The following is an 18,448-nucleotide window of genomic DNA, read 5'->3' on the forward strand; positions in this document are numbered from 1 at the left end:
CCCCATATTCTTAATTCAAGTATATAAAAAATACCTGTAGGTTGAACACTCTCTTTTTCGAGTGTCCTTCCTACAGGTACCATTTTAGCTCTTTGCTTTTCTTCTATCAATCTTTATTTCCCTTTAAACACAGGCTTTCTTTTCTCAATAAAGGCCTGGATTCCTTCTTTGTGATCCTCTGTTTGCCGCATTTTATGCTGGCCTAGCTTTTCGAGCTCAAGCACTTTCAGCAGGAGCGGCCGGTTTTTATCAGCAAGAATTTTCTTTGTCTTAATCATTGCTTCTGTCGGTCTGTTCAGCCATTGGCTTAATTTCGCATCAACTGCTGTGCTTAAATCTGCTTCTGCTATTTCGTGAATCAGCCCCATTTGCAGAGCTTCATCTGCAGTCAGCACTTTTCCTTCCCAGATTAAATGCTTCGCTTTATCTTCGCCAATGCGCTGCTGCAGGAAGAAATGAGCCCCTCCGTCAGGAATTAAGCCGATTCCAATAAAATTCATGGCAAGTTTGCTGTTCCTGTCTGCCAATATATAATCAGTGGCAAGGGCCAGGCTTAGGCCCAAGCCGGCAGCTGCCCCTGTTACAGCACTGATGGTCAGCTTCGGCATGCTATAAAGAGTTACAGCCAGCTCGCTGATGCAATCCATCACATCCGGGAAATCGCTTTCATTTGTTTCCAAAAGCATTGTTTTAATATCTCCGCCTGAGGAAAATGCGCGGCCCCTTCCTTTCAATACAACAATATCAATCTCATCCATTTGGCCAATATCTTTCATAGCAGCCAGGAGTCCTTTGAGCATTTCTACATTCAATGCGTTCAATGATTCAGGCCTGTTCATTTCAACCGTCGCCACACGCCCATCAAACTGCACGCTGACAGTCTCAGTTACAAAATCTGTTGTCAAAATCTTTCCCCTCCTTTAAATGCTTCTTTTATTATAAAGAGTATTATTATATTTAAAAAGTGTTTTGTCTAAAAATTTTTAATTTTGTCACTTATTTTCCACTTCTTCGATACGCTCTCTCTATTAAACCATTTGGCTAAGTTATGAACTATTTTAATGATATTAAAAAAACAGCATCCCCAAAAAGATGCTGTAAATGACCCATTTTTACTTTGCATGACCTGTATATTCTTTTTGGACCTGCTCTCTTAAAGCCATTTTGAGGAATTTTCCTACAGAGGTTTTTGGTATTTCCTCAAAGAAAAGTATTTCATCCGGAAGCCACCATTTTGCAAATTGCGGCTTCAGGAAATCATAAAGCTCCTCTTTTGTGGTCTGCCCTTTAAATGGCTCTTTCAGAACAACGCATGCAACCGGCCTCTCCTGCCATTGCTCATGCGGGACAGCAACAACCGCTGCTTCAAATACCGATTCATGAGCCATTAAGGCATTTTCGATATCAACGGAAGAAATCCACTCCCCTCCGCTTTTAATTAAATCTTTTGTCCGGTCAACGATTTTCATAAATCCTTCTTCATCAATGGTAACCACATCTCCCGTGTAGAGCCAGCCATCACGGAATGCTTCATTCGTCCGTTCATCTTTATAATATTCAGAAGCGATCCATGGCCCTCTTATAGCGAGTTCCCCCATTTCCTTTCCGTCCCATGCTGCTTCCCCATCCTTGCCGGCAATCTTCATTTCCAGCCCAGGTACAAGAATGCCCTGTTTGGCTTTTATATCCAGCTTCTCTTCTGCTGATAGCTCTTCCTGATAGCTTTTTAAAGTCGAAATAACAACAAGCGGGCTTGTTTCAGTCATTCCATAGGCATGCATGAATGGAATTTTGTGCTTTTGCTCGAAGGCTTTAATCATGCCTTTTGGCGCTGCCGAACCTCCACATAGTACCGATCGGAGTGAGCTCATATCATATTTATTTTCATCAAGTTCTTTTAATAATCCGAGCCAGATTGTAGGCACTCCGGCTGTTATGGTAACTTTCTCAGATTGAATAAGCTCTGCCAGAAGTTTAGGTGTAAAATATGGCCCCGGCAATACAAGAGTGGTTCCAAACCAGACAGCAGCAAACGGCAGCCCCCATGCGTTTACATGAAACATCGGCACTACCGGAAGAGCGATATCTTTCTCGCTGACAGCTGCACTGTCTGCCATCCCAAGTGCCATACTGTGAAGGACAATTCCCCTATGGGAATAGACGACCCCTTTAGGGTTGCCTGTAGTTGCTGAGGTATAGCACATTCCCGCTGCCGAATTTTCATCCAGATCATCAGGAAATTCATAGGCACCGCCTGCTTCATTGATAAGCTTTTCATAGTGGAAAACCGGTGAAAGAGAAGTCTCAGGCAGTTCTTCTTCATCTGTCATAATGATGAACGCCTTGACCGTCTTCAATTTATCTTTAACCTTCTCAATTAGCGGGACAATGTCAGGGTCGATCAGCAGCACTTTATCTTCTGCATGGTTAATAATATATGTAATATGCTGAGGTGACAGACGGATATTAATCGTGTGGAGAACGGCTCCGCTGCATGGGATTGCGAAATAAGCCTCCAGGTGGCGATGATGGTTCCATGCAAGTGTTCCGACCTTATCTCCTCTTTCCACTCCCAGCTTTTGCAGGCTTTCTGCCAGCTTCCTGGTCCTTTCTGCAATCTCCTTATATGTCAATCTCTGAATTCCGCCGGCCGTTCTTGATACGACCGTTTTCTTTGGAAAATACTTTTCTGCCCGCCTGATCATTTGCGTCATAGTCAAAGGTGTCTGCATCATCATTACAATTCCCCCTTTTTAGAAAACGCTTACATTTAGAGTCATAGAGATCTATGATCTTTTACCTATTCATTCTCTTTATTTTCAGGAATTCCTTTAATATTTTTCTTAATTTTCCAAAATATTTTCATAAAAAAATCCCCGCCTATTCGGCTAGGGATTCATGTTTATTAAATAGCTCTTTTAATATTTTCAATTTCTCATCTGTATAATGTTTAAAACTGTCATTATACGATTTTGGATCCTTCGGGTTTGCAAAATGAGTGATTTTTCCTGTCTCAGGATCAATGAACTTACTGGAAGCCCCACATCCAAGCCCGATAATTGTCTGCTGTTCTTCCATAATCATAATGTTATAAATGCTTTCCTGGTTTGGAAGGGCATAGCCGACATTTTCAAGATTGCCGAGAATATTCTTCTGGCGGTAGAGATAATAAGGATGGTAATTATGCACTTTCGTCCAATCCTCAGCCATGTCCATCATTTTTTCAATCTCTTCACGATCGGCAACTTTATATTTTTGCTTGTTCTTTGTCATTTCCGAAGCTCGTTTAAAGGATAAAGTATGAACAGTCAGGGATTCCGGCATTAGTTTTTCTGTTTCACCCAGAGTATGCGCAAATTCCGGAACACCTTCTCCAGGCAATCCAATGATCAAATCCATATTGATATTGTTCATGCCCATATTACGGGCCAAATGGAATTTATCCACGGTTTCTTCTACTGTGTGGTGACGGCCAATCGCTTTCAAGGTCTCCTGAATATAGGACTGAGGATTGATGCTGATACGGTCAATATTCCATTTTTTAAGCACTTCAAGCTTTTCAGGTGTAATCGTATCCGGACGGCCTGCTTCCACAGTGACCTCCCGAATGTTTTCTACATCTGGAAAAGATTCATACATTTCCTCATAAAGCATATCCATCTCTTCTGCCGTAATGCTTGTCGGGGTCCCTCCGCCATAATAGACAGTGGTGATTTTTACATTATTTTCTTTTAGCCAAACACCAATTTTGCTCATTTCAAAATGAAGGCCGCCAAGAAATGAGTTAACAGAACCCTGCCTGCCATTAATCGCATAGGCAGGAAAAGTACAATACGCGCACTTTGTCGGGCAGAACGGAATGCCAATATATATGCTTACCGCATTTTTTAGGTCATAAAGATCCGGCACAACAGCAAGCTGCCGGTCAACAATATTCTGCATAAGCTGAATTTTTTCATCTGTTATCAAGTACTCTTCCTTCAGCTGCTGATGAGCTTCCTTGAGAGGTGTCTGATTCTGCATGGCACGGTGAAGCAATTTTGTGGGACGGACTCCGGTCAGAATCCCCCACTTTTGAGTAATGCCAGTCCAGTCCTGCAAAACAGTCAGGTATACATGTGATACTGCATTCTTAACTTGCCTGAAAGTCTCTTTTTCTGACTCAGCCGGAACAAATTCCTTTTCAAAATTGGCTGTAAGGTTCCTGCTGTCTTTATCAGTAAGCTTTGCAATGGCTTTAATGCGATCTCCTTGCTCAAGCTGAAAAGAAATTGTCAAATCTGCTGCAGCATTCTTACCAAGCACCACTTCACATTCTTCAAAAAAGAGGTTCCCGATCAGCCGAAGCGGCCGATGGAACCGTTCATCCTGTATGCCTAAAATTGAAATGTTCAAATCTATCACCTTTTTTTAGAAAATATAATAAATCTGCCGGTGTTTCATCTCACTGACGGCAGCTGCAGAGTCTTTATTATTCATGTTGACAAACTCCTTTTAGTGTACAGAAATGGGGAAACAAGGTCAATATCAGGGAAGTGAATCCCATTGGATCGCTTTGTTTATTTCCCTCTCTTTTTCTCTTTCTCTTTATCCAATGCCTGAATCAAAAAGAGAGCCCATCTGCCTGACTGGACTCTCTTTCATTCATTTTATTTTAACAGATTCATTTTCTTCAGGAAATCGATTGGATGCTGTTTGCGGAAATGTTCTTTAACCATGTAGCTTACGCCGCTCTGGTCATTGGATCGTGTCAGCCAGTCTGCTGCTTTTTTTACTTCTGCCGGGGCATTGCCCATTGCCACACCCAGACCGGCGGCTTCAATCATTTCCAGATCATCTCCAGAATCTCCTATAACGACCATTTGATTTCTGGAAATCCCAAGGTGCTCACATAAATAGAGCAAACCATTCAACTTTGAAACTCCGGCAGGAACAATGTCCATCCTCAGATCATTCAGTTTAATGACTTCCACATTTTCAAACATGCCCCAAATGGCTGTCTTAGCATCCTCAAGGTCTTCTTTATCTTCAAAGTACACTTCAATTTTCGGCGGTGTAACAGGCTCATCTAAAATGGTGTCACTTAATGAATCCACAAACTGCTGGGAATAAAAAATGGGATCACCGGTTGTAAAAACAGTTTTAGCAAGCATATTGGTATTGAGCTTCGTTTTGTTGGCAAGGGAATATTTTTCGTGCACCAGCCTGATTTGACAGGTAAAGCCTTCAAGCAGGCGCACGATTTCAAACGTTTCATCTTCTTGAATCCTTTTTACAAAGATCGGCTTTTCCTGGGAAGCTGCAATATATGCCCCCCTGTGGGTGACCAGCAAAGAATTGATTTTCAATGCTTTAGCCACTTTTTTCGCGGATGGAAAGCTTCTGGACGTAACAAGTGTTACATAGATCCCCTTTTGCTGCACATATTCTATCGCTTCTTTTGTTGATTTATGAAGTCTTCCATTTGATTGGAGTAGTGTTCCGTCTATGTTTAAAGCAAGCATTCTGTATATCATCCAATTTGCCCCCTATTCTCGGTGTAAAATTGTCCTATTACACTTTTATGAAGGGAAGGACTTGATTAGAACATAACATGGACAATGTGGAAATATATTTTCATAGCTTAAGATCTTAATGATTTTCCGATCATGAGATATAAAAATGATAAATTATTCATTTACATTTTGTTTGCTCCGTATTAAGATGGAGTCATAAAAAAACTGCATATCCAAGTTTTGCACTAGGGGAGCTTTTTGGCTGAGAAGAACAATCCGTTCTGACTCTTATCACCCGATCTGGATAATACCAGCGTGGGGAAGTGCAGGTGAACGGCTATCATTCTAGTGTATTGATACATTCAACTGCATTTCCTTATGGGAATGCAGTTTTTTATTTTCATTATTACTAGGAGGATGGCAAAATGCAGGGAAATTTTTTATGTGGAACTAGTGAAATTACAGGGTGCAGGTTTTCAATTTACCCAATGACTGACAGGTTTGCAGATGTTATTTTATCAGCTCTAAAAGAAGTGGACAAGAGTAAGGTATGGATGGAAACAGATGATGTGAGCACCTGTGTGCGAGGCAGGTCTATTCATGTTTTCGATGTGGTCAAAGCTATTTATCTTGAAGCAGTTAAGCATGGAGACCATGTAGTGTTTAACGGCACTTTTTCAAATGGATGTCCCGGTGATACTGCAGGCGATGCTTATCTTGCTGAAAATGAGGAACGGGCGAATGAAGAATCAGCAGCAGGGATCAGCCAGGAAGTCGCTGTCCAGTTCGCCCTTTATCCGATGGGTATTCCTGATTACATGAACGTTATTATGGACCAGGTCGAGCTCGCAGCGAATCGGGGAACTTTTACTAAAGGGGTGCATTATGCTTCAAGACTAGATGGAGATGCACACGCTGTGTTTAAAACACTTGAGGATGCTTTTGAAAATTGCAAGAAAAGCGCTTCTACGCATATTGTTATGACGGTGAATATGTCAGCCAATAGTCCTTCCAAAAAGGGGGCTGAGTAATATGCTCGACAAGTGGAAGCTTCGTGAGGTCATTGTCCTGTCTGTACTCGCAGTTGTGTTTGCAGTTGTTTACCTGGTGTTCATGCACTTTGGCAACGTGCTATATGGAATGTTCGGCTTAATTGGCTATGATCTTATTTTTGGCATTTGGTTTATTGTTTCGATCATCGCAGCGTACATAATCAGAAAACCCGGTGCAGCCTTTTTATCGGAAACCATCGCTGCAGCCATTGAAGTCATGATCGGCAACGCAGTTGGTCCCCGTCTGATTCTGTCAGGGATGATTCAGGGGATTGGAGCGGAAGCTGTTTTTGCGGCCACGAAATGGAATAATTACCGGACATGGGTTTTAATTGCTGCAGGCATGGGTTCTTCTGTTACTAGTTTTATTTGGGGCTATTTCATTTCCGGCTATACGGCCCTCTCACCCGGTTATGTAACGGCTATGTTTTTTGTGAGGCTGATCAGCGGTGCTTTACTAGCTGGATTGCTGGGCAAATGGCTGAGCGAGAGCCTTGCGAAAACCGGGGCATTGAACAGCTTTCCAATTGGAAAAGAGCTGAAAAGGGGAAAACCGGAAAATGGAATTACAGGATAACCGGCATATATTAATAACTGAACAGCTTTCCTTCAGGTATGAAGATGTGAAAAAACCAATTATAAAAAATGTGCAATTCAGCCTTTATCCAGGGGAAGCAGTTCTATTATTGGGCCCAAGCGGCTCGGGAAAAAGCACACTTGCTTTCTGCTTAAATAAGTTGTATCCCGAGGCCGTTGATGGCAAATTGGACGGGACTATTTCATTCAAAGGAAAGATGATGGAAGAGTTCGGCCCTGGCGAAATTAATCAGCACATTGGCATTGTGTTTCAGGACCCTGAAAGCCAATTTTGCATGACCACAGTCGAGGATGAGCTGGCATTTGGGCTTGAGAATTTGAAAACACCTCCTGAAGAAATAGAGAGTAAGATTGATGAAGCATTGGAGCTTGTTCATCTTTTGCCATATAAACATTCCTTAATCCACACTCTTTCCGGGGGCCAAAAGCAAAAGCTTGCACTGGCATGTGTTTTATCATTAAAACCGGATATCCTGATTTTGGACGAACCGACAGCAAATCTGGACCCTGCTTCAAGCTATGAACTTACCCGCATCATCAAAGAGCTTAAAGAGAACCAGGCATTTTCTCTTCTAATAATTGAGCACAGGCTGGATGATTGGATTGATTTGACCGACCGCTGCGTGGTGCTAAACCGGGATGGCGAAATTTTATTTAATGGAAGCACCGCAGAATGCTTTAATCAATATGCAGAAGAACTTCTGCATGAGGGCATCTGGCTGCCAAGCGCGGTTAGAGCCGGCCTATCAGGAAAAAAAGAAGGTATTTACAAAGGGGAAAAACTCCCGTTAACTGATCGGGAATTAATCGCCGGATTTGCAAATCCCTTTAGCGCACTTCAGAATTTAGACAACCGGAAGAACAAACACCAAGCTCTTGAAGAGCAGATCATCCTATCAGCAGAGAACCTATCTTTTAATAAAGCTGGTAAGGACTTGCTAAGAAATATTAGTTTTTCAGTAAAAAAAGGCGAATTTGTGGCAATTGCCGGTTCAAACGGATCAGGAAAAACAACGCTTTCCAGACTGCTGGCTGGTCTATATACCCCTTCCAAAGGCAAAATTCTTTTTTATGACCGCCCTCTTTCCCAATGGAAGGAGCAGAAGTTAAGACAGAAATCAGGTTACGTTTTTCAAAATCCCGAACACCAATTTATTGCTGATTCTGTCTTTGATGAAATTGCTTTTAGTCTAAAGATACAGCAGATTCCTGATGCCGATATTCAAAAAACAGTTGAGGCTGCTCTTCTTCAAGTGGACTTGCTCCAGTACGCTGACATGCATCCTTTTTCCTTAAGCCAGGGGCAAAAGCGGCGGCTTAGTGTCGCATCAATGCTTGTGAATGACCAGGAACTGCTCCTCCTTGATGAGCCAACCTTTGGACAGGATGCCAGGACTTCCGGGGAGCTTATGAAGCTATTGGTAACAAAAATTCAATGCGGAGGTTCCGTGGTGATGATCACCCATGACATGGAAATCCTCCATTCCTATGCGGACAAAGTGGTTGTTCTTTCAGAAGGAGAGAAGATTTACGAGGGTTTGCCTGATGCATTATGGAAGAAAGATGAGATTATGAAAATTGCTTCCCTAAAGGTTCCTTACATAGAAAAACTCAGGAACGATATCAAGTCCATGGCAGGGAGGGAAAAGCTTGTTCTTACATGAATTTAACCCCAGCATTAAAGCATTCACTGTGATAGTCTGTGTGTTAATTCTATCGGTTTTCTTTGATCCCGTTACACCTTTTCTGACCTTAGTGATGACTGCAGCAGCCACCTTTATTTTTGGAAGAGTTTCATTCAAAAGATGGATTCTGCTTTTCTCGCCATTTATTTTCATGGCTGCAATATCTATTTGGTCAGCTTTAATTTTTTCTAAAACGATTGAAGGAGAAACCATATTATGGACATGGGGGATCTTCACATTGACTGAGGAGGGCTTTTTGCGCGCCCTCTCCCTTGGAATGAGGGTATTAAGCTTTACCTCTCTGTCCCTTCTGTTCATTTTAACTACAAAGCCGACAGAATTTCTGCTCAGTTTAATGCAGCAATGCAGGCTCCCTCCAAAGCTTGCATATGGAATTATGGCAGGCTACCGGTTTTTGCCATTAATGAAAGAAGAATTTGAGATTATACGAAGCGCCCACCGGATCAGGGGAGTACCCAAAGCCGGGACATTTCCGGAAAAAATGGCTGAGCTTAAGAGATATACAGTTCCTCTCCTTGCCGGAGCGATTCGTAAAGCTGAGAGGACGGCCATGGCAATGGAATCAAAAGGGTTTACCGGAGATAAAAACCGGGATTTTTATCATAAAATCTCGGTTTCCTGGAAAGATTGGGCTTATTTTACCTTCTTTATAGGGGCAGTACTGGCTAGTGCCTATATTTCATGGCTTTTCGGGTTTTTACAGCTTTATAATGGCGAACTTTAACAGCTTATTCTTGATTTCTGTGCGGATAGCACCTTTTTATGTCGGATGGAGCAATTTTATGTACGCATAAAATTTTTTCTGTAAGTACAGCTCCAATTTATGTGCGGAAAGCGGCTAAGAGCCGTACCCGCCTTTTTCACACACGAAAAAATACCATAAAATACCACAAACAACTATGAATAAATCTTATTTACTCTCCTAAAGCTATAATTGTAACAATCAAGAAAACTACACCAAGGAGATGATTTACATGGCAAGAAACAGCAATTCTAATCAGCTTTTAGTATCAGGAGTCAGTCAGGCAATTGATCAAATGAAGTATGAAATTGCAACAGAATTCGGTGTGAACCTTGGCCCGGAAACATCTTCAAGAGCAAATGGATCAGTAGGCGGAGAAATTACGAAGCGCCTTGTGCAAATGGCTGAGCAGCAGCTTGGCGGAGCACGCTAGTCCAAAAACGAAATCATAGTAAAATAAAATGCCGCTTCCAGCTAATCCCGGAAGCGGTTTTTCACCCTATTTAAGCATATTCAATATATCATCCACTGCCTCAAAAAGAGATGACGCCTGGATATCTGCACTAGTTGGATCAGAGCCGATAAAAACAGTTTTACAGCCTGCCTTCTTACCCGCCTCAATGTCCCGTTCATGATCGCCTACCATAATGCTTTTAGTTAGATCAAGATTGTGCCTTCCAGCCAAATCCACCAGCATGCCTGCATTTGGCTTGCGGCATTCACAGCCTGCTTTCGGCTTATGAGGGCAATAGGCAACCTCTTTAATATGTCCCCCTTTTACTGAGACAAGCTCCTGCAGCCTTTCATGAATTCTCTTTAGCTCCCTTTCTTTCAAAAAACCGAGTCCCACGCCGCCCTGATTGGTCACAACGAAAATTTCATAACCGGCTTTGGTCAGTTCTGCCACAGCTTCTGCTGCCCCTTCCAGTAAATATAACTGCTCAGGCTTGTTAACGAATTTTACCCTGTCTGATAGAACCTCGTTCAAAACGCCGTCCCGGTCCAAAAAAATGGCTTTTTTCAATGTGCTGCCCCTTTCATTAAATCGATATCTATCATAAAGGTACCCAAACCTTGTTCAGTTTAATATCGGAAGATGCTTTTTTCGTATAAAAAACTCCCGGATCAATTTCCGGGAGTTTTCTCATGGTATTATTCAGCTGCACCATAAAGGTCTTCAAGAGGCTTCATGATGATTTTGTTCATTTCTGCAATCATCATGCTCATGCGCTGTTCTGCTTCCATAAGCTTTGAAATCTGGGCGTGCTGCTGTACAAGCGCGACTGTCTTTTGAGCCTGTTCTACTTCTTCCTGTGTAATATCCTGGCCCATCATTTGTTTTTGCTGAAGTTCCATCTGGATTTTGCGGAAGTTATCAAACATTGCTTTTGCAGACGGATCTGCATTCACATCATCATATGCTTGCTTTAAAGCCTTATATTCATCGCTTTCCCGCACTGCTTTTTCTAATTCATAGGCTGAGTCATATAAATTTACTGCCATTAAAAACACTCCTTCCGATTCTTGTTCAAAATGGACAATACACTCTCCGTTTCGAACATCCACTACACTATAACAAACTATGACAGTAAACGCGAGGCGATACCCTTTAATTAATCAATATAGCAATGATTCCCTGTACGAGACCAATAATACCCCCAAGCAGAAAACCTAAATTTGTAATCATGGCTAACTCGCTTTTGATGATGGAAAAGACCATATCTTCTAATCTTTCAACCGAAAAATTGCTGACCTGTTCCCGGACAATTTCTGCCAGACGAAGCCGTTCCATAACCATTTCTGTCTTTCCTGAAAGCCAATCAGAAAGCATCTGAACACTTTTAGGAGCCAGCTCTTCTATCAGTACTGTCCTATAAGGGTCCATAAAAGATGAGATAGGCTTTCTAAATACATTCTCCAGATTAATGACTCTGTGTGCAATATTCTTTAATACTGAAAGAATCTGTTCCTTTTCGAGCTGGTCTTCAATAACTGCAGCTTCCATCTCAAGGATTTTGCGCCACTCTTTTTGTAAAAGTGTTGTAATCAGGTCGGCCGTACCCTCATTACTTAAAAACCTAATGATTTCCGGCTGAATTTTATCCCCAAGATTGATGTTCCCCATGAACATCTGCAGCATATTGCTGAGCACGCCGCTGCGTTCACGAACAAAATCATCAGCCATTCTTTGGATCCTCATTTTACCTTCAATGCTGGAGAAATAATCAGCCCCCTTTTGAAGGATCATTGAACTGATAGCCGGGATTTTTTCATCCGCTTTATCCAAAAGGCCCTGAGGAATAACTTCTTTAAGAGGCAGGCCTCGATATTCACTTATAATCTTTTCATATTTCTGCTCAATTAATAAGTTTATGCGGTTCTCCGTTTTCGATTGGCCATCCGTGATTCCAAACGCTGCAAGAATGTCCTCTGCTGATTTTTCTGATTGCAGGATAGTTTCCATCTCTTTCTGAACAATCCCGGTTATATCACGCTGAAATTGATCATTGATGAACTTTTTCTTGATGCTTTCCGGTGTCAGAAGATGATTAACAACCAGCTTTCCCATCTGATCTGCCATTTCATCTCTTCGTTTAGGAATCAGCCCAGGGGTAAATGGAACCTTCCATTTACCTATGTACACGGCATTATAAGGTTTAAAGAGCATTTTAATAGCCAGGTAGTTAGTAAACCCGCCAATGAGAGCCCCAATTATCATCATTAAAATTATTGTCATTGCAATTTCCATAGATATCTCTACCTTCCTTAAGTTACAGGCGCCTCTCTTGACGCACCATTTAATTGCCCAGAACATACGATATGGTATCAGCTTTTGCCTATTTTTTCATTATACAGTGAAAACTTCATCAATGGGAGTTTTGCACATTCTGCGGAATAAATTCAGCATTCAATTTGCAGACTGCATGAGGTTGTTCAGAATAGGCTCAAATAAAGTAAGCAAATGAGGAATGATCATGACAGTTTCTTTATTGCCTATTACGATTGTTCCGGTAAAAATGTTTCAGGAAAATCATTTTCGCATTCAACTTAGCCATTCTCTCGTACATTACTGGAATATTGATTTGCAAATGCCCCATTTGCTGCGGATCGGCATGCATGCCATTCAGGTAACCATTGAAGGAGCAAACATTACAAAAGATGAAATTATGTTCTGTGAACGGCTTTTTCAGGAATGCTGCCTGCCAATGGAAGATATCCATTTTGTCGCCAGTTACTCCAGAAAGGACTTTACTATTACTGCCGGGCCGGTTATTGGACTGATGACGGATTTTAATGAAAGTGGCGAAGAGCCTGATTTCCGATCCATTCATTCTTTTTGCGAAGAATTGCATGAAGTTGTTTCCGGCCTGCGCGGATATTTCTATGTATTTCATTTTCGCGACTGCATTGAAGGAAAGCTGCAGGGTTATTGCCTGCGTGAGGGAAAATGGATAAAACGTCCCGTTCCTTTGCCTAGTGTGATTTATAACCGGATCCACTCCCGGATGCTTGAAGCAAGTTCTGCTTTTCAATCATTTAAATATAACTTGATAAACTGTAACATCCCAATGTTTAATGACCGTTTTTTATCGAAAAAGGAAGTTCATAACCTCCTCTTTTCTGAGGATCATATGCATCCCTATCTGCCTGATACAGCCATTGCAGATGAACAAACCATCAGGGAAATGCTGGCCAGACACAGGTTAATATTCCTTAAGCCCATACATGGCAGCCAGGGACGGAATATTATCAGACTGAGTATACAGGACGAAGAAATCATGACAGAAGTATCCACAGGAAACGGCAGGGAAAATACGCTCACATTCAAAAATTATGACCGTTTTGCACAATGGTTCAAGCAGTACCAAAAGAAAACGATTTTTCTGGCACAGCAGGCCATACCTCTGCAAACTTATAAGAACAGGCAGCTTGATTTCCGCGTGCTCTGCCATAAAAACTTTCAAGATATCTGGAGGGCAACTTCTGCAGTGGCAAGGATTTCTGCCGAGCAGCAATTTGTTTCCAATATTGCAAGAGGCGGGGAAATTATGAAGCCTCTAAGAATTTTCACGATGCACTCTGATCAGAAAACAGCGGTTCAGCAGCTGGCGTTACTGAAGGAGCTTGCAGTGGAAACAGCAACAATCATCAGTCAGAAATGCGAAGGCCTTGTTGGAGAACTCGGGATTGATATTGGATTAGACACTAATGGAAAACTTTGGATTATCGAAGTGAATTCTAAACCCTCCAAGAACTTTGAAGACAAAGAAAAAAGAATAAGACCCTCTGCCAAGGCACTGATCGAATATGCAACGGCTTTATCATTTATCCAAAAAGGAGGACTACAAAATGCTTTCATTCGGAATCATGACTTTAAACAAACGGAGTGAACAGCCATACTTTACGGAATTGGCGAAGAGAGCTAATGAATATAACATTAACTGTTTCAGGTTTGTGCCTACAGATATCAATCCTGTTTCAGAAAGGATTGCAGGTGATTCCTATAACCCTTCTTCAGGAGAATGGGAGCCGGCAGAATTTCCAGTGCCGGAGATTCTTTATGATCGCTGTTTTTACAGAAATGACTCCCGCTCAAAACAATGTATATCCATCGTGAATTGGCTAAAGGCAAGAAATGACATCCAATTCCTTGGCTACGGATTGCCTAATAAGCTTGAATTATATGAAATTCTCTCCTGCTCAAACATATCACCTTATTTGCTGAAAACGGCTCGATTTACCGGAGCTGACAGTTTCATAAACAGCCTCATTCCCGATCAGCCCTGCATTTTAAAACCGGCAAGCGGGTCACAGGGACATGGAATCTATTATATTGAGAAAACGGGCAAAGATATTCTTGTTAAAACAGATAAAAGGAATGCCCAGGTTTCACGCAGCTTTGAAACTGAAGAAAAGGCAGCCCGATGGCTGAATAAATTGACCTCGAAACAGCAGTACCTCATCCAGCCATATGTGAATCTCTCAAACAAGGACGGTCAGCCCTTTGATATAAGAATATTGCTTCAAAAGGACAGGAATGGTGCCTGGAAGGAGCTGGGCCGGGGCATTCGCACAGGCAGAGAAGGAGGCATCGTCTCCAACTTAAGCGCTGGCGGCAGCAATATTTCTTTTGAGGAGTGGATCACTCAATACCCACCTTCTTTAAAAAGTTTTCTTACCGATGAACTTTATGACATTATCGATACACTTCCTGCTGCCCTTGAACGAAAGCTTTCCCCGCTATTTGAGATGGGAATCGATATCGGAGTGGAATCTAACGGCTCTATTTGGATACTGGATATTAACTCAAAGCCAGGAAGGAAAACCATCCTGAACAGCCAGCCTGAGAAGGAGGAAGAGTTATATACCGCTCCCCTTCTCTATGCCAAATTCCTGGCAGCCAATAAGGAAATGGAAAGGAAAACGAATCATGAGAAAACAATATCAAATTGAAATTTCCGATTCCGCCTCCAAAACAGTTTATATTCCAAATGAGCTGAACCTTCATACTCATTTGACGAAACTGGCATTTGGCACTCATTCGGCAGATTCTTCTTTCTTACTCCAAAAAACAAAGAAGAACTCCATCATCATAAGTAAAGATGTTGCCGAAGCACTGCATTTCCCTGATCTCAAGATTCCTCTGCATGCATTTGCCAATAAGGGTACTCTGTACCTCGGCCCGCTCGTAGGTATCTTCACATCAGGATTCACCTCTTTTCCTTTAAGACCAGTTGGGGATCGGACCCTATTTTTTGCCAAACTGCTTTCGGTCAAAAAAACGGTTGGTGCCATTCCGTTTTTATTCGGTGACCAGCAAATCAACTGGGAAAAAGAAACCATCCATGGGCTTTTTTATCATGAGGAAGGCTGGGAAACCTTTGAAGTCCCTTTTCCGAATGTTGTTTATGATCGGCTTCCTAACCGAAGAAGTGAAAGAAGGAATGAGCTGAAGGAAGTTCGCGCCCGGCTTCAGAAAGACTATTTAATTCCCTGGTATAATCCTGGTTTCTTTAATAAATTAGATGTTTATGAAAGACTGCAGAACGATGATGATATTAGTCATTACCTGCCTGAAACCCACCCTTTTTCTTCTTTTTCTGTAATTGAAAGAATGCTGGCTGACTATGGCCATGTTTTCCTGAAACCTATTAATGGAAGCCTTGGGCTTGGGATTCATCAAATTATTTATGATAAAAAGGATGGGTTTTATTATTGCCGATATAGAGTGCGGGACGAAAATCGTCTGAGAAGGTTTAATACTTTGGAAAATTTAATGCGGAATGTTTTTGCAGGACGAAGTTTAAGCCGGATGCTGGTTCAGCAGGGAATTCATTTGCTCCGTTATGAACAGAGAGCGATTGATTTCAGGGTTCATACGAATAAAGATGAGAATGGGGAATGGAAAGTAACCGCTTCAGCTGCAAAAATAGCAGGACCTGGAAGTGTTACAACTCATGTGAAAAGCGGTGGTGAAATCAAAATCCTTGAAGAAGTATTTGAATCGGATGCAGAAAAAACAGAGGCAGTAGCGAAGTTAAGTGAGGCGGCACTTCATATCAGCAAGGCACTGGAACGAAACATGGAAGGTATTATCGGTGAAATCGGCTTTGACTTTGGATTGGACCGAAATGGTCATGTGTGGCTGTTTGAAGCAAACTCAAAGCCCGGAAGATCTATATTCAAACACCCTCAGCTCAGAGAGTTCGACTTTCTTACCCGCAAGCTATCACTTTCATTCGCCGTTTTCCTTGCCGAAGCATCTATTATGAAGCCACAGGAAATAGTCAGATGAAGGTTTATTATGACCGGGCCAGCAGGACCTGGTTCGGCAGCAGCATTTGTACCCTTGGAAGCAGCCAACACCCTTTAAGCATTATTAGCCTGCAGGCGGCACGAGATTTGCTTTCCTTTTCATTATCCTTGCGGAACGGTAACGCGGGGCCGGTGATTGGCATTCTTACCGGAAAAGGAAAGGATCAGGCTATTGCCGGCAATGGTCCTTTATTTAAGGCCCTCCAGAAAAGCATCCTTCAAAAAAACGGAGTTTCCTATGTATTTACACCAGAGGACATGAATGATAATTCCGTGAACGGCTATATTTATATTCCCCGGCAGGATAAGTGGATTGAAGCCAGGTGCCCACTTCCGCATCTTGTCTACAACAGGGTTCCATTCCGGAAATTTGAAAAAACAGAAGCCTTCCATAAAGCAAGCCGTTTTTTTAATGAGCAGGCTATTCCATTTTTCAATCCGGGCTTCCTGGATAAATTCGAAGTATACCAGCTTTTAAAAGACCATCCGCCCTTGCAGGATTATATTCCTGAAACCATTCTTGTCACCGGGCCAAAGGCTCTAAAGGATTTTATCCACAGATATAATAATATCTACTTAAAGCCGGCAAACGGGTCCAAAGGCAAAGGGATATACCAATTAATCAAGCTGGAAAAAGGCATCTCATTAAATGGTCTGCACGATTCATTCAGTTACGCTGATTTTGAACATTTCTGGAACCAATGGGACACTCACCTGATGAATAAACCTTATTTAGCACAGAAAGCGATAAGCCCTGCCAAAATAGAAGGCAAGCGATTTGATTTTAGAATCTTAGCCCATTTCAGCGGAGGCAGCTATTCGGTTACAGGGATTGGCATTAGGCAGTCTCAGGAACAGGACATTACAACCCACATACCGAATGGCGGGGTAATGATTCCATATGAAAGTGTCCGCGCAAAAGAACATGATGCGTTTATTCATACTGCAGCATCGGAGGCAGGAAATCTCCTTGGGAAGACGAAAGGTTTTCATGGAGAATACTCTATTGATGCCGGATTAACTGCACAGGGCACTTATGTGATTTATGAAATAAATTCAAAGCCGATGAGTTTTGATGAAGCCTGGATAGAAGAAAAAAGAATTGAAGAACTGACCCGCTTATTTTTCACCATGTCGGGGTTCTAGAATGCTAATAAAAATAGCCGTACACCCACAGCGTGTACGGCTATTTTTATGCGATTCTTTTACAAATGTCCTTGTCAAAGGATTTAATAAGTCGTCACAGGGCTTTTCGCTGTCTTAACCCTATTTTTTTTAGAGGCACTTCCGGCGAAAGATTTAAACTGGTCTTTAAGCTTTTGGCGTGACTCCGGGTTTCTCATTAAATAAGCTGCTCCAAGGGCCATGGCTGACATCATAAATTTGTTGTTTCTTTTCATCCTTTTTGCCTCCTTTTAATGTTAAAATGTTTCTACATCTGTTCCATTCCCCTTTTCAGGAACATTAAACGGATATTACAACATCTGGAGGAATCCTAATGCTGACACACTTTCAATTCAAGCCTTTATATGAAAACAAACAATTGCCGGGATGGACATTTTCTTTTTACTTCAAAAAGCAAAAAGTTACCGGCATCTATCATCCTGACGGAAAAATTGAATGGACATCCGGAGATCCTGCCGGCCATGAGGAAGACTTGAAATCCCAGATTCATGAATTGATGTTATTTCATGTATATGAATAGGAAAAAAATTAGAGAATCCATGCATGACGATAAAGCTCTTTTGGAAAAATAATCCCGCCAGGATATTTCATTAAAGGAGCGATTCACATATGGATAAGGAACGCCAGGTTACAGAGGACGTACAATATGAAGGCAGAGACAAAGCTTATATGGATATAGACAGGATCATAAACGAAGGTCTTTCCGGAGGCTCGGTCCATGGGCGCGGCGGTGATGTTAATATCGAACAAGCCAGGGAACTGCATGAGGAAGAACCTCCATATGAGGCTGAATAAAAATAAGAGGCACCTGAATTCAGGTGCCTTTTATAAAGATTAAATTCAATTTATTCTGCA

The 18,448-nt window shown here is 41.9% G+C and carries 19 protein-coding genes and 1 riboswitch; of the genes, 11 read left to right on the forward strand and 8 right to left on the reverse strand.

The genetic code is table 11. The annotated features are described in order from the left end of the window. Positions 1-113: 113 nt before the first annotated feature. The 4 genes from BK139_RS20370 to BK139_RS20385 form a co-directional block, all read right to left on the reverse strand. Positions 114-905, reverse strand: coding sequence for an enoyl-CoA hydratase (locus BK139_RS20370; protein ID WP_048010725.1), 792 nt, complete (start codon positions 903-905; stop codon positions 114-116). Positions 906-1,112: 207 nt separating this feature from the next. Then, positions 1,113-2,738: a long-chain fatty acid--CoA ligase gene (locus BK139_RS20375; RefSeq protein WP_076262440.1), complete on the reverse strand. Its 1,626-nt coding sequence runs from the start codon at positions 2,736-2,738 to the stop codon at positions 1,113-1,115. 142 nt (positions 2,739-2,880) lie between these two features. Further along, positions 2,881-4,395, reverse strand: a complete 1,515-nt coding sequence (locus tag BK139_RS20380) for a coproporphyrinogen III oxidase (RefSeq protein ID WP_076262442.1) — start codon at positions 4,393-4,395, stop codon at positions 2,881-2,883. Positions 4,396-4,649: 254 nt separating this feature from the next. After that, the gene (locus BK139_RS20385) at positions 4,650-5,516 is read right to left on the reverse strand and encodes a Cof-type HAD-IIB family hydrolase (protein ID WP_076262444.1); all 867 of its coding nucleotides are present in this window, start codon (positions 5,514-5,516) and stop codon (positions 4,650-4,652) included. Between the two features lie 216 nt (positions 5,517-5,732). Further along, a riboswitch (TPP riboswitch) is annotated at positions 5,733-5,834 on the forward strand. An 86-nt stretch (positions 5,835-5,920) separates the two neighbouring features. Between BK139_RS20385 and BK139_RS20390 the strand changes: the two genes are divergently transcribed. The 5 genes from BK139_RS20390 (at position 5,921) to BK139_RS20410 (ending at position 10,025) form a co-directional block, all read left to right on the forward strand. Then, complete coding sequence (locus BK139_RS20390; protein WP_076262446.1) at positions 5,921-6,526, forward strand: YkoF family thiamine/hydroxymethylpyrimidine-binding protein; 606 nt, start codon at positions 5,921-5,923, stop codon at positions 6,524-6,526. A 1-nt stretch (position 6,527) separates the two neighbouring features. Further along, positions 6,528-7,124 (forward strand): ECF transporter S component, encoded by a 597-nt coding sequence (locus BK139_RS20395; protein WP_076262448.1) that lies wholly within the window; start codon positions 6,528-6,530, stop codon positions 7,122-7,124. Continuing rightward, positions 7,108-8,808, forward strand: coding sequence for an ABC transporter ATP-binding protein (locus BK139_RS20400; RefSeq protein ID WP_076262450.1), 1,701 nt, complete (start codon positions 7,108-7,110; stop codon positions 8,806-8,808). The genes BK139_RS20395 and BK139_RS20400 overlap by 17 nt, the downstream gene beginning before the upstream one ends. Next, the gene (locus BK139_RS20405; protein WP_076262452.1) at positions 8,795-9,574 is read left to right on the forward strand and encodes an energy-coupling factor transporter transmembrane component T family protein; all 780 of its coding nucleotides are present in this window, start codon (positions 8,795-8,797) and stop codon (positions 9,572-9,574) included. Before BK139_RS20400 ends, BK139_RS20405 begins: the two co-directional genes overlap by 14 nt. 250 nt (positions 9,575-9,824) lie before the next feature. Next, positions 9,825-10,025: an alpha/beta-type small acid-soluble spore protein gene (locus BK139_RS20410; RefSeq protein ID WP_009331452.1), complete on the forward strand. Its 201-nt coding sequence runs from the start codon at positions 9,825-9,827 to the stop codon at positions 10,023-10,025. 66 nt (positions 10,026-10,091) lie between these two features. Here the strand turns inward: BK139_RS20410 and BK139_RS20415 are convergent, their stop codons facing one another. From BK139_RS20415 to BK139_RS20425, 3 genes are all read right to left on the reverse strand, one after another. Then, positions 10,092-10,616 (reverse strand): D-glycero-alpha-D-manno-heptose-1,7-bisphosphate 7-phosphatase, encoded by a 525-nt coding sequence (locus BK139_RS20415; protein ID WP_076262454.1) that lies wholly within the window; start codon positions 10,614-10,616, stop codon positions 10,092-10,094. A 128-nt stretch (positions 10,617-10,744) separates the two neighbouring features. Beyond that, complete coding sequence (locus tag BK139_RS20420) at positions 10,745-11,095, reverse strand: YlbF/YmcA family competence regulator (protein WP_076262456.1); 351 nt, start codon at positions 11,093-11,095, stop codon at positions 10,745-10,747. 106 nt (positions 11,096-11,201) lie between these two features. Further along, a complete protein-coding gene (locus BK139_RS20425; protein WP_076262458.1) occupies positions 11,202-12,341 on the reverse strand; it encodes a DUF445 domain-containing protein in 1,140 nt (379 codons plus the stop codon). Positions 12,342-12,567: 226 nt separating this feature from the next. Between BK139_RS20425 and BK139_RS20430 the strand changes: the two genes are divergently transcribed. Genes BK139_RS20430 through BK139_RS20445 form a run of 4 tightly spaced genes read left to right on the forward strand, consistent with a single transcriptional unit; the run spans position 12,568 to position 17,554 of the window. Next, on the forward strand, positions 12,568-13,983 hold the full coding sequence (locus tag BK139_RS20430) for a YheC/YheD family endospore coat-associated protein (protein WP_076262460.1): 1,416 nt from the start codon (positions 12,568-12,570) through the stop codon (positions 13,981-13,983). Continuing rightward, complete coding sequence (locus BK139_RS20435) at positions 13,943-15,046, forward strand: YheC/YheD family endospore coat-associated protein (RefSeq protein WP_076262462.1); 1,104 nt, start codon at positions 13,943-13,945, stop codon at positions 15,044-15,046. Before BK139_RS20430 ends, BK139_RS20435 begins: the two co-directional genes overlap by 41 nt. Continuing rightward, positions 15,024-16,388, forward strand: coding sequence for a YheC/YheD family endospore coat-associated protein (locus BK139_RS20440; RefSeq protein ID WP_076262464.1), 1,365 nt, complete (start codon positions 15,024-15,026; stop codon positions 16,386-16,388). Before BK139_RS20435 ends, BK139_RS20440 begins: the two co-directional genes overlap by 23 nt. Continuing rightward, positions 16,385-17,554 carry a YheC/YheD family endospore coat-associated protein gene (locus BK139_RS20445; protein WP_076262466.1) on the forward strand — a complete coding sequence of 390 codons (1,170 nt, stop codon included), beginning with the start codon at positions 16,385-16,387 and terminating at the stop codon, positions 17,552-17,554. Before BK139_RS20440 ends, BK139_RS20445 begins: the two co-directional genes overlap by 4 nt. An 83-nt stretch (positions 17,555-17,637) precedes the next feature. Here the strand turns inward: BK139_RS20445 and BK139_RS24155 are convergent, their stop codons facing one another. Next, complete coding sequence (locus BK139_RS24155) at positions 17,638-17,808, reverse strand: hypothetical protein (RefSeq protein ID WP_169799746.1); 171 nt, start codon at positions 17,806-17,808, stop codon at positions 17,638-17,640. A 98-nt stretch (positions 17,809-17,906) separates the two neighbouring features. Here BK139_RS24155 and BK139_RS20450 point away from each other — a divergent pair, with 98 nt between their 5' ends. Further along, positions 17,907-18,113: a YheE family protein gene (locus BK139_RS20450; protein ID WP_076262468.1), complete on the forward strand. Its 207-nt coding sequence runs from the start codon at positions 17,907-17,909 to the stop codon at positions 18,111-18,113. Between the two features lie 89 nt (positions 18,114-18,202). Continuing rightward, the gene (locus BK139_RS20455) at positions 18,203-18,388 is read left to right on the forward strand and encodes a hypothetical protein (RefSeq protein ID WP_076262470.1); all 186 of its coding nucleotides are present in this window, start codon (positions 18,203-18,205) and stop codon (positions 18,386-18,388) included. Positions 18,389-18,448 lie beyond the last annotated feature (60 nt).

The sequence above is a fragment of the Paenibacillus sp. FSL R5-0490 genome (genome assembly GCF_001956215.1).
Taxonomy (GTDB): Bacteria; Bacillota; Bacilli; order Bacillales; family Cytobacillaceae; genus Cytobacillus.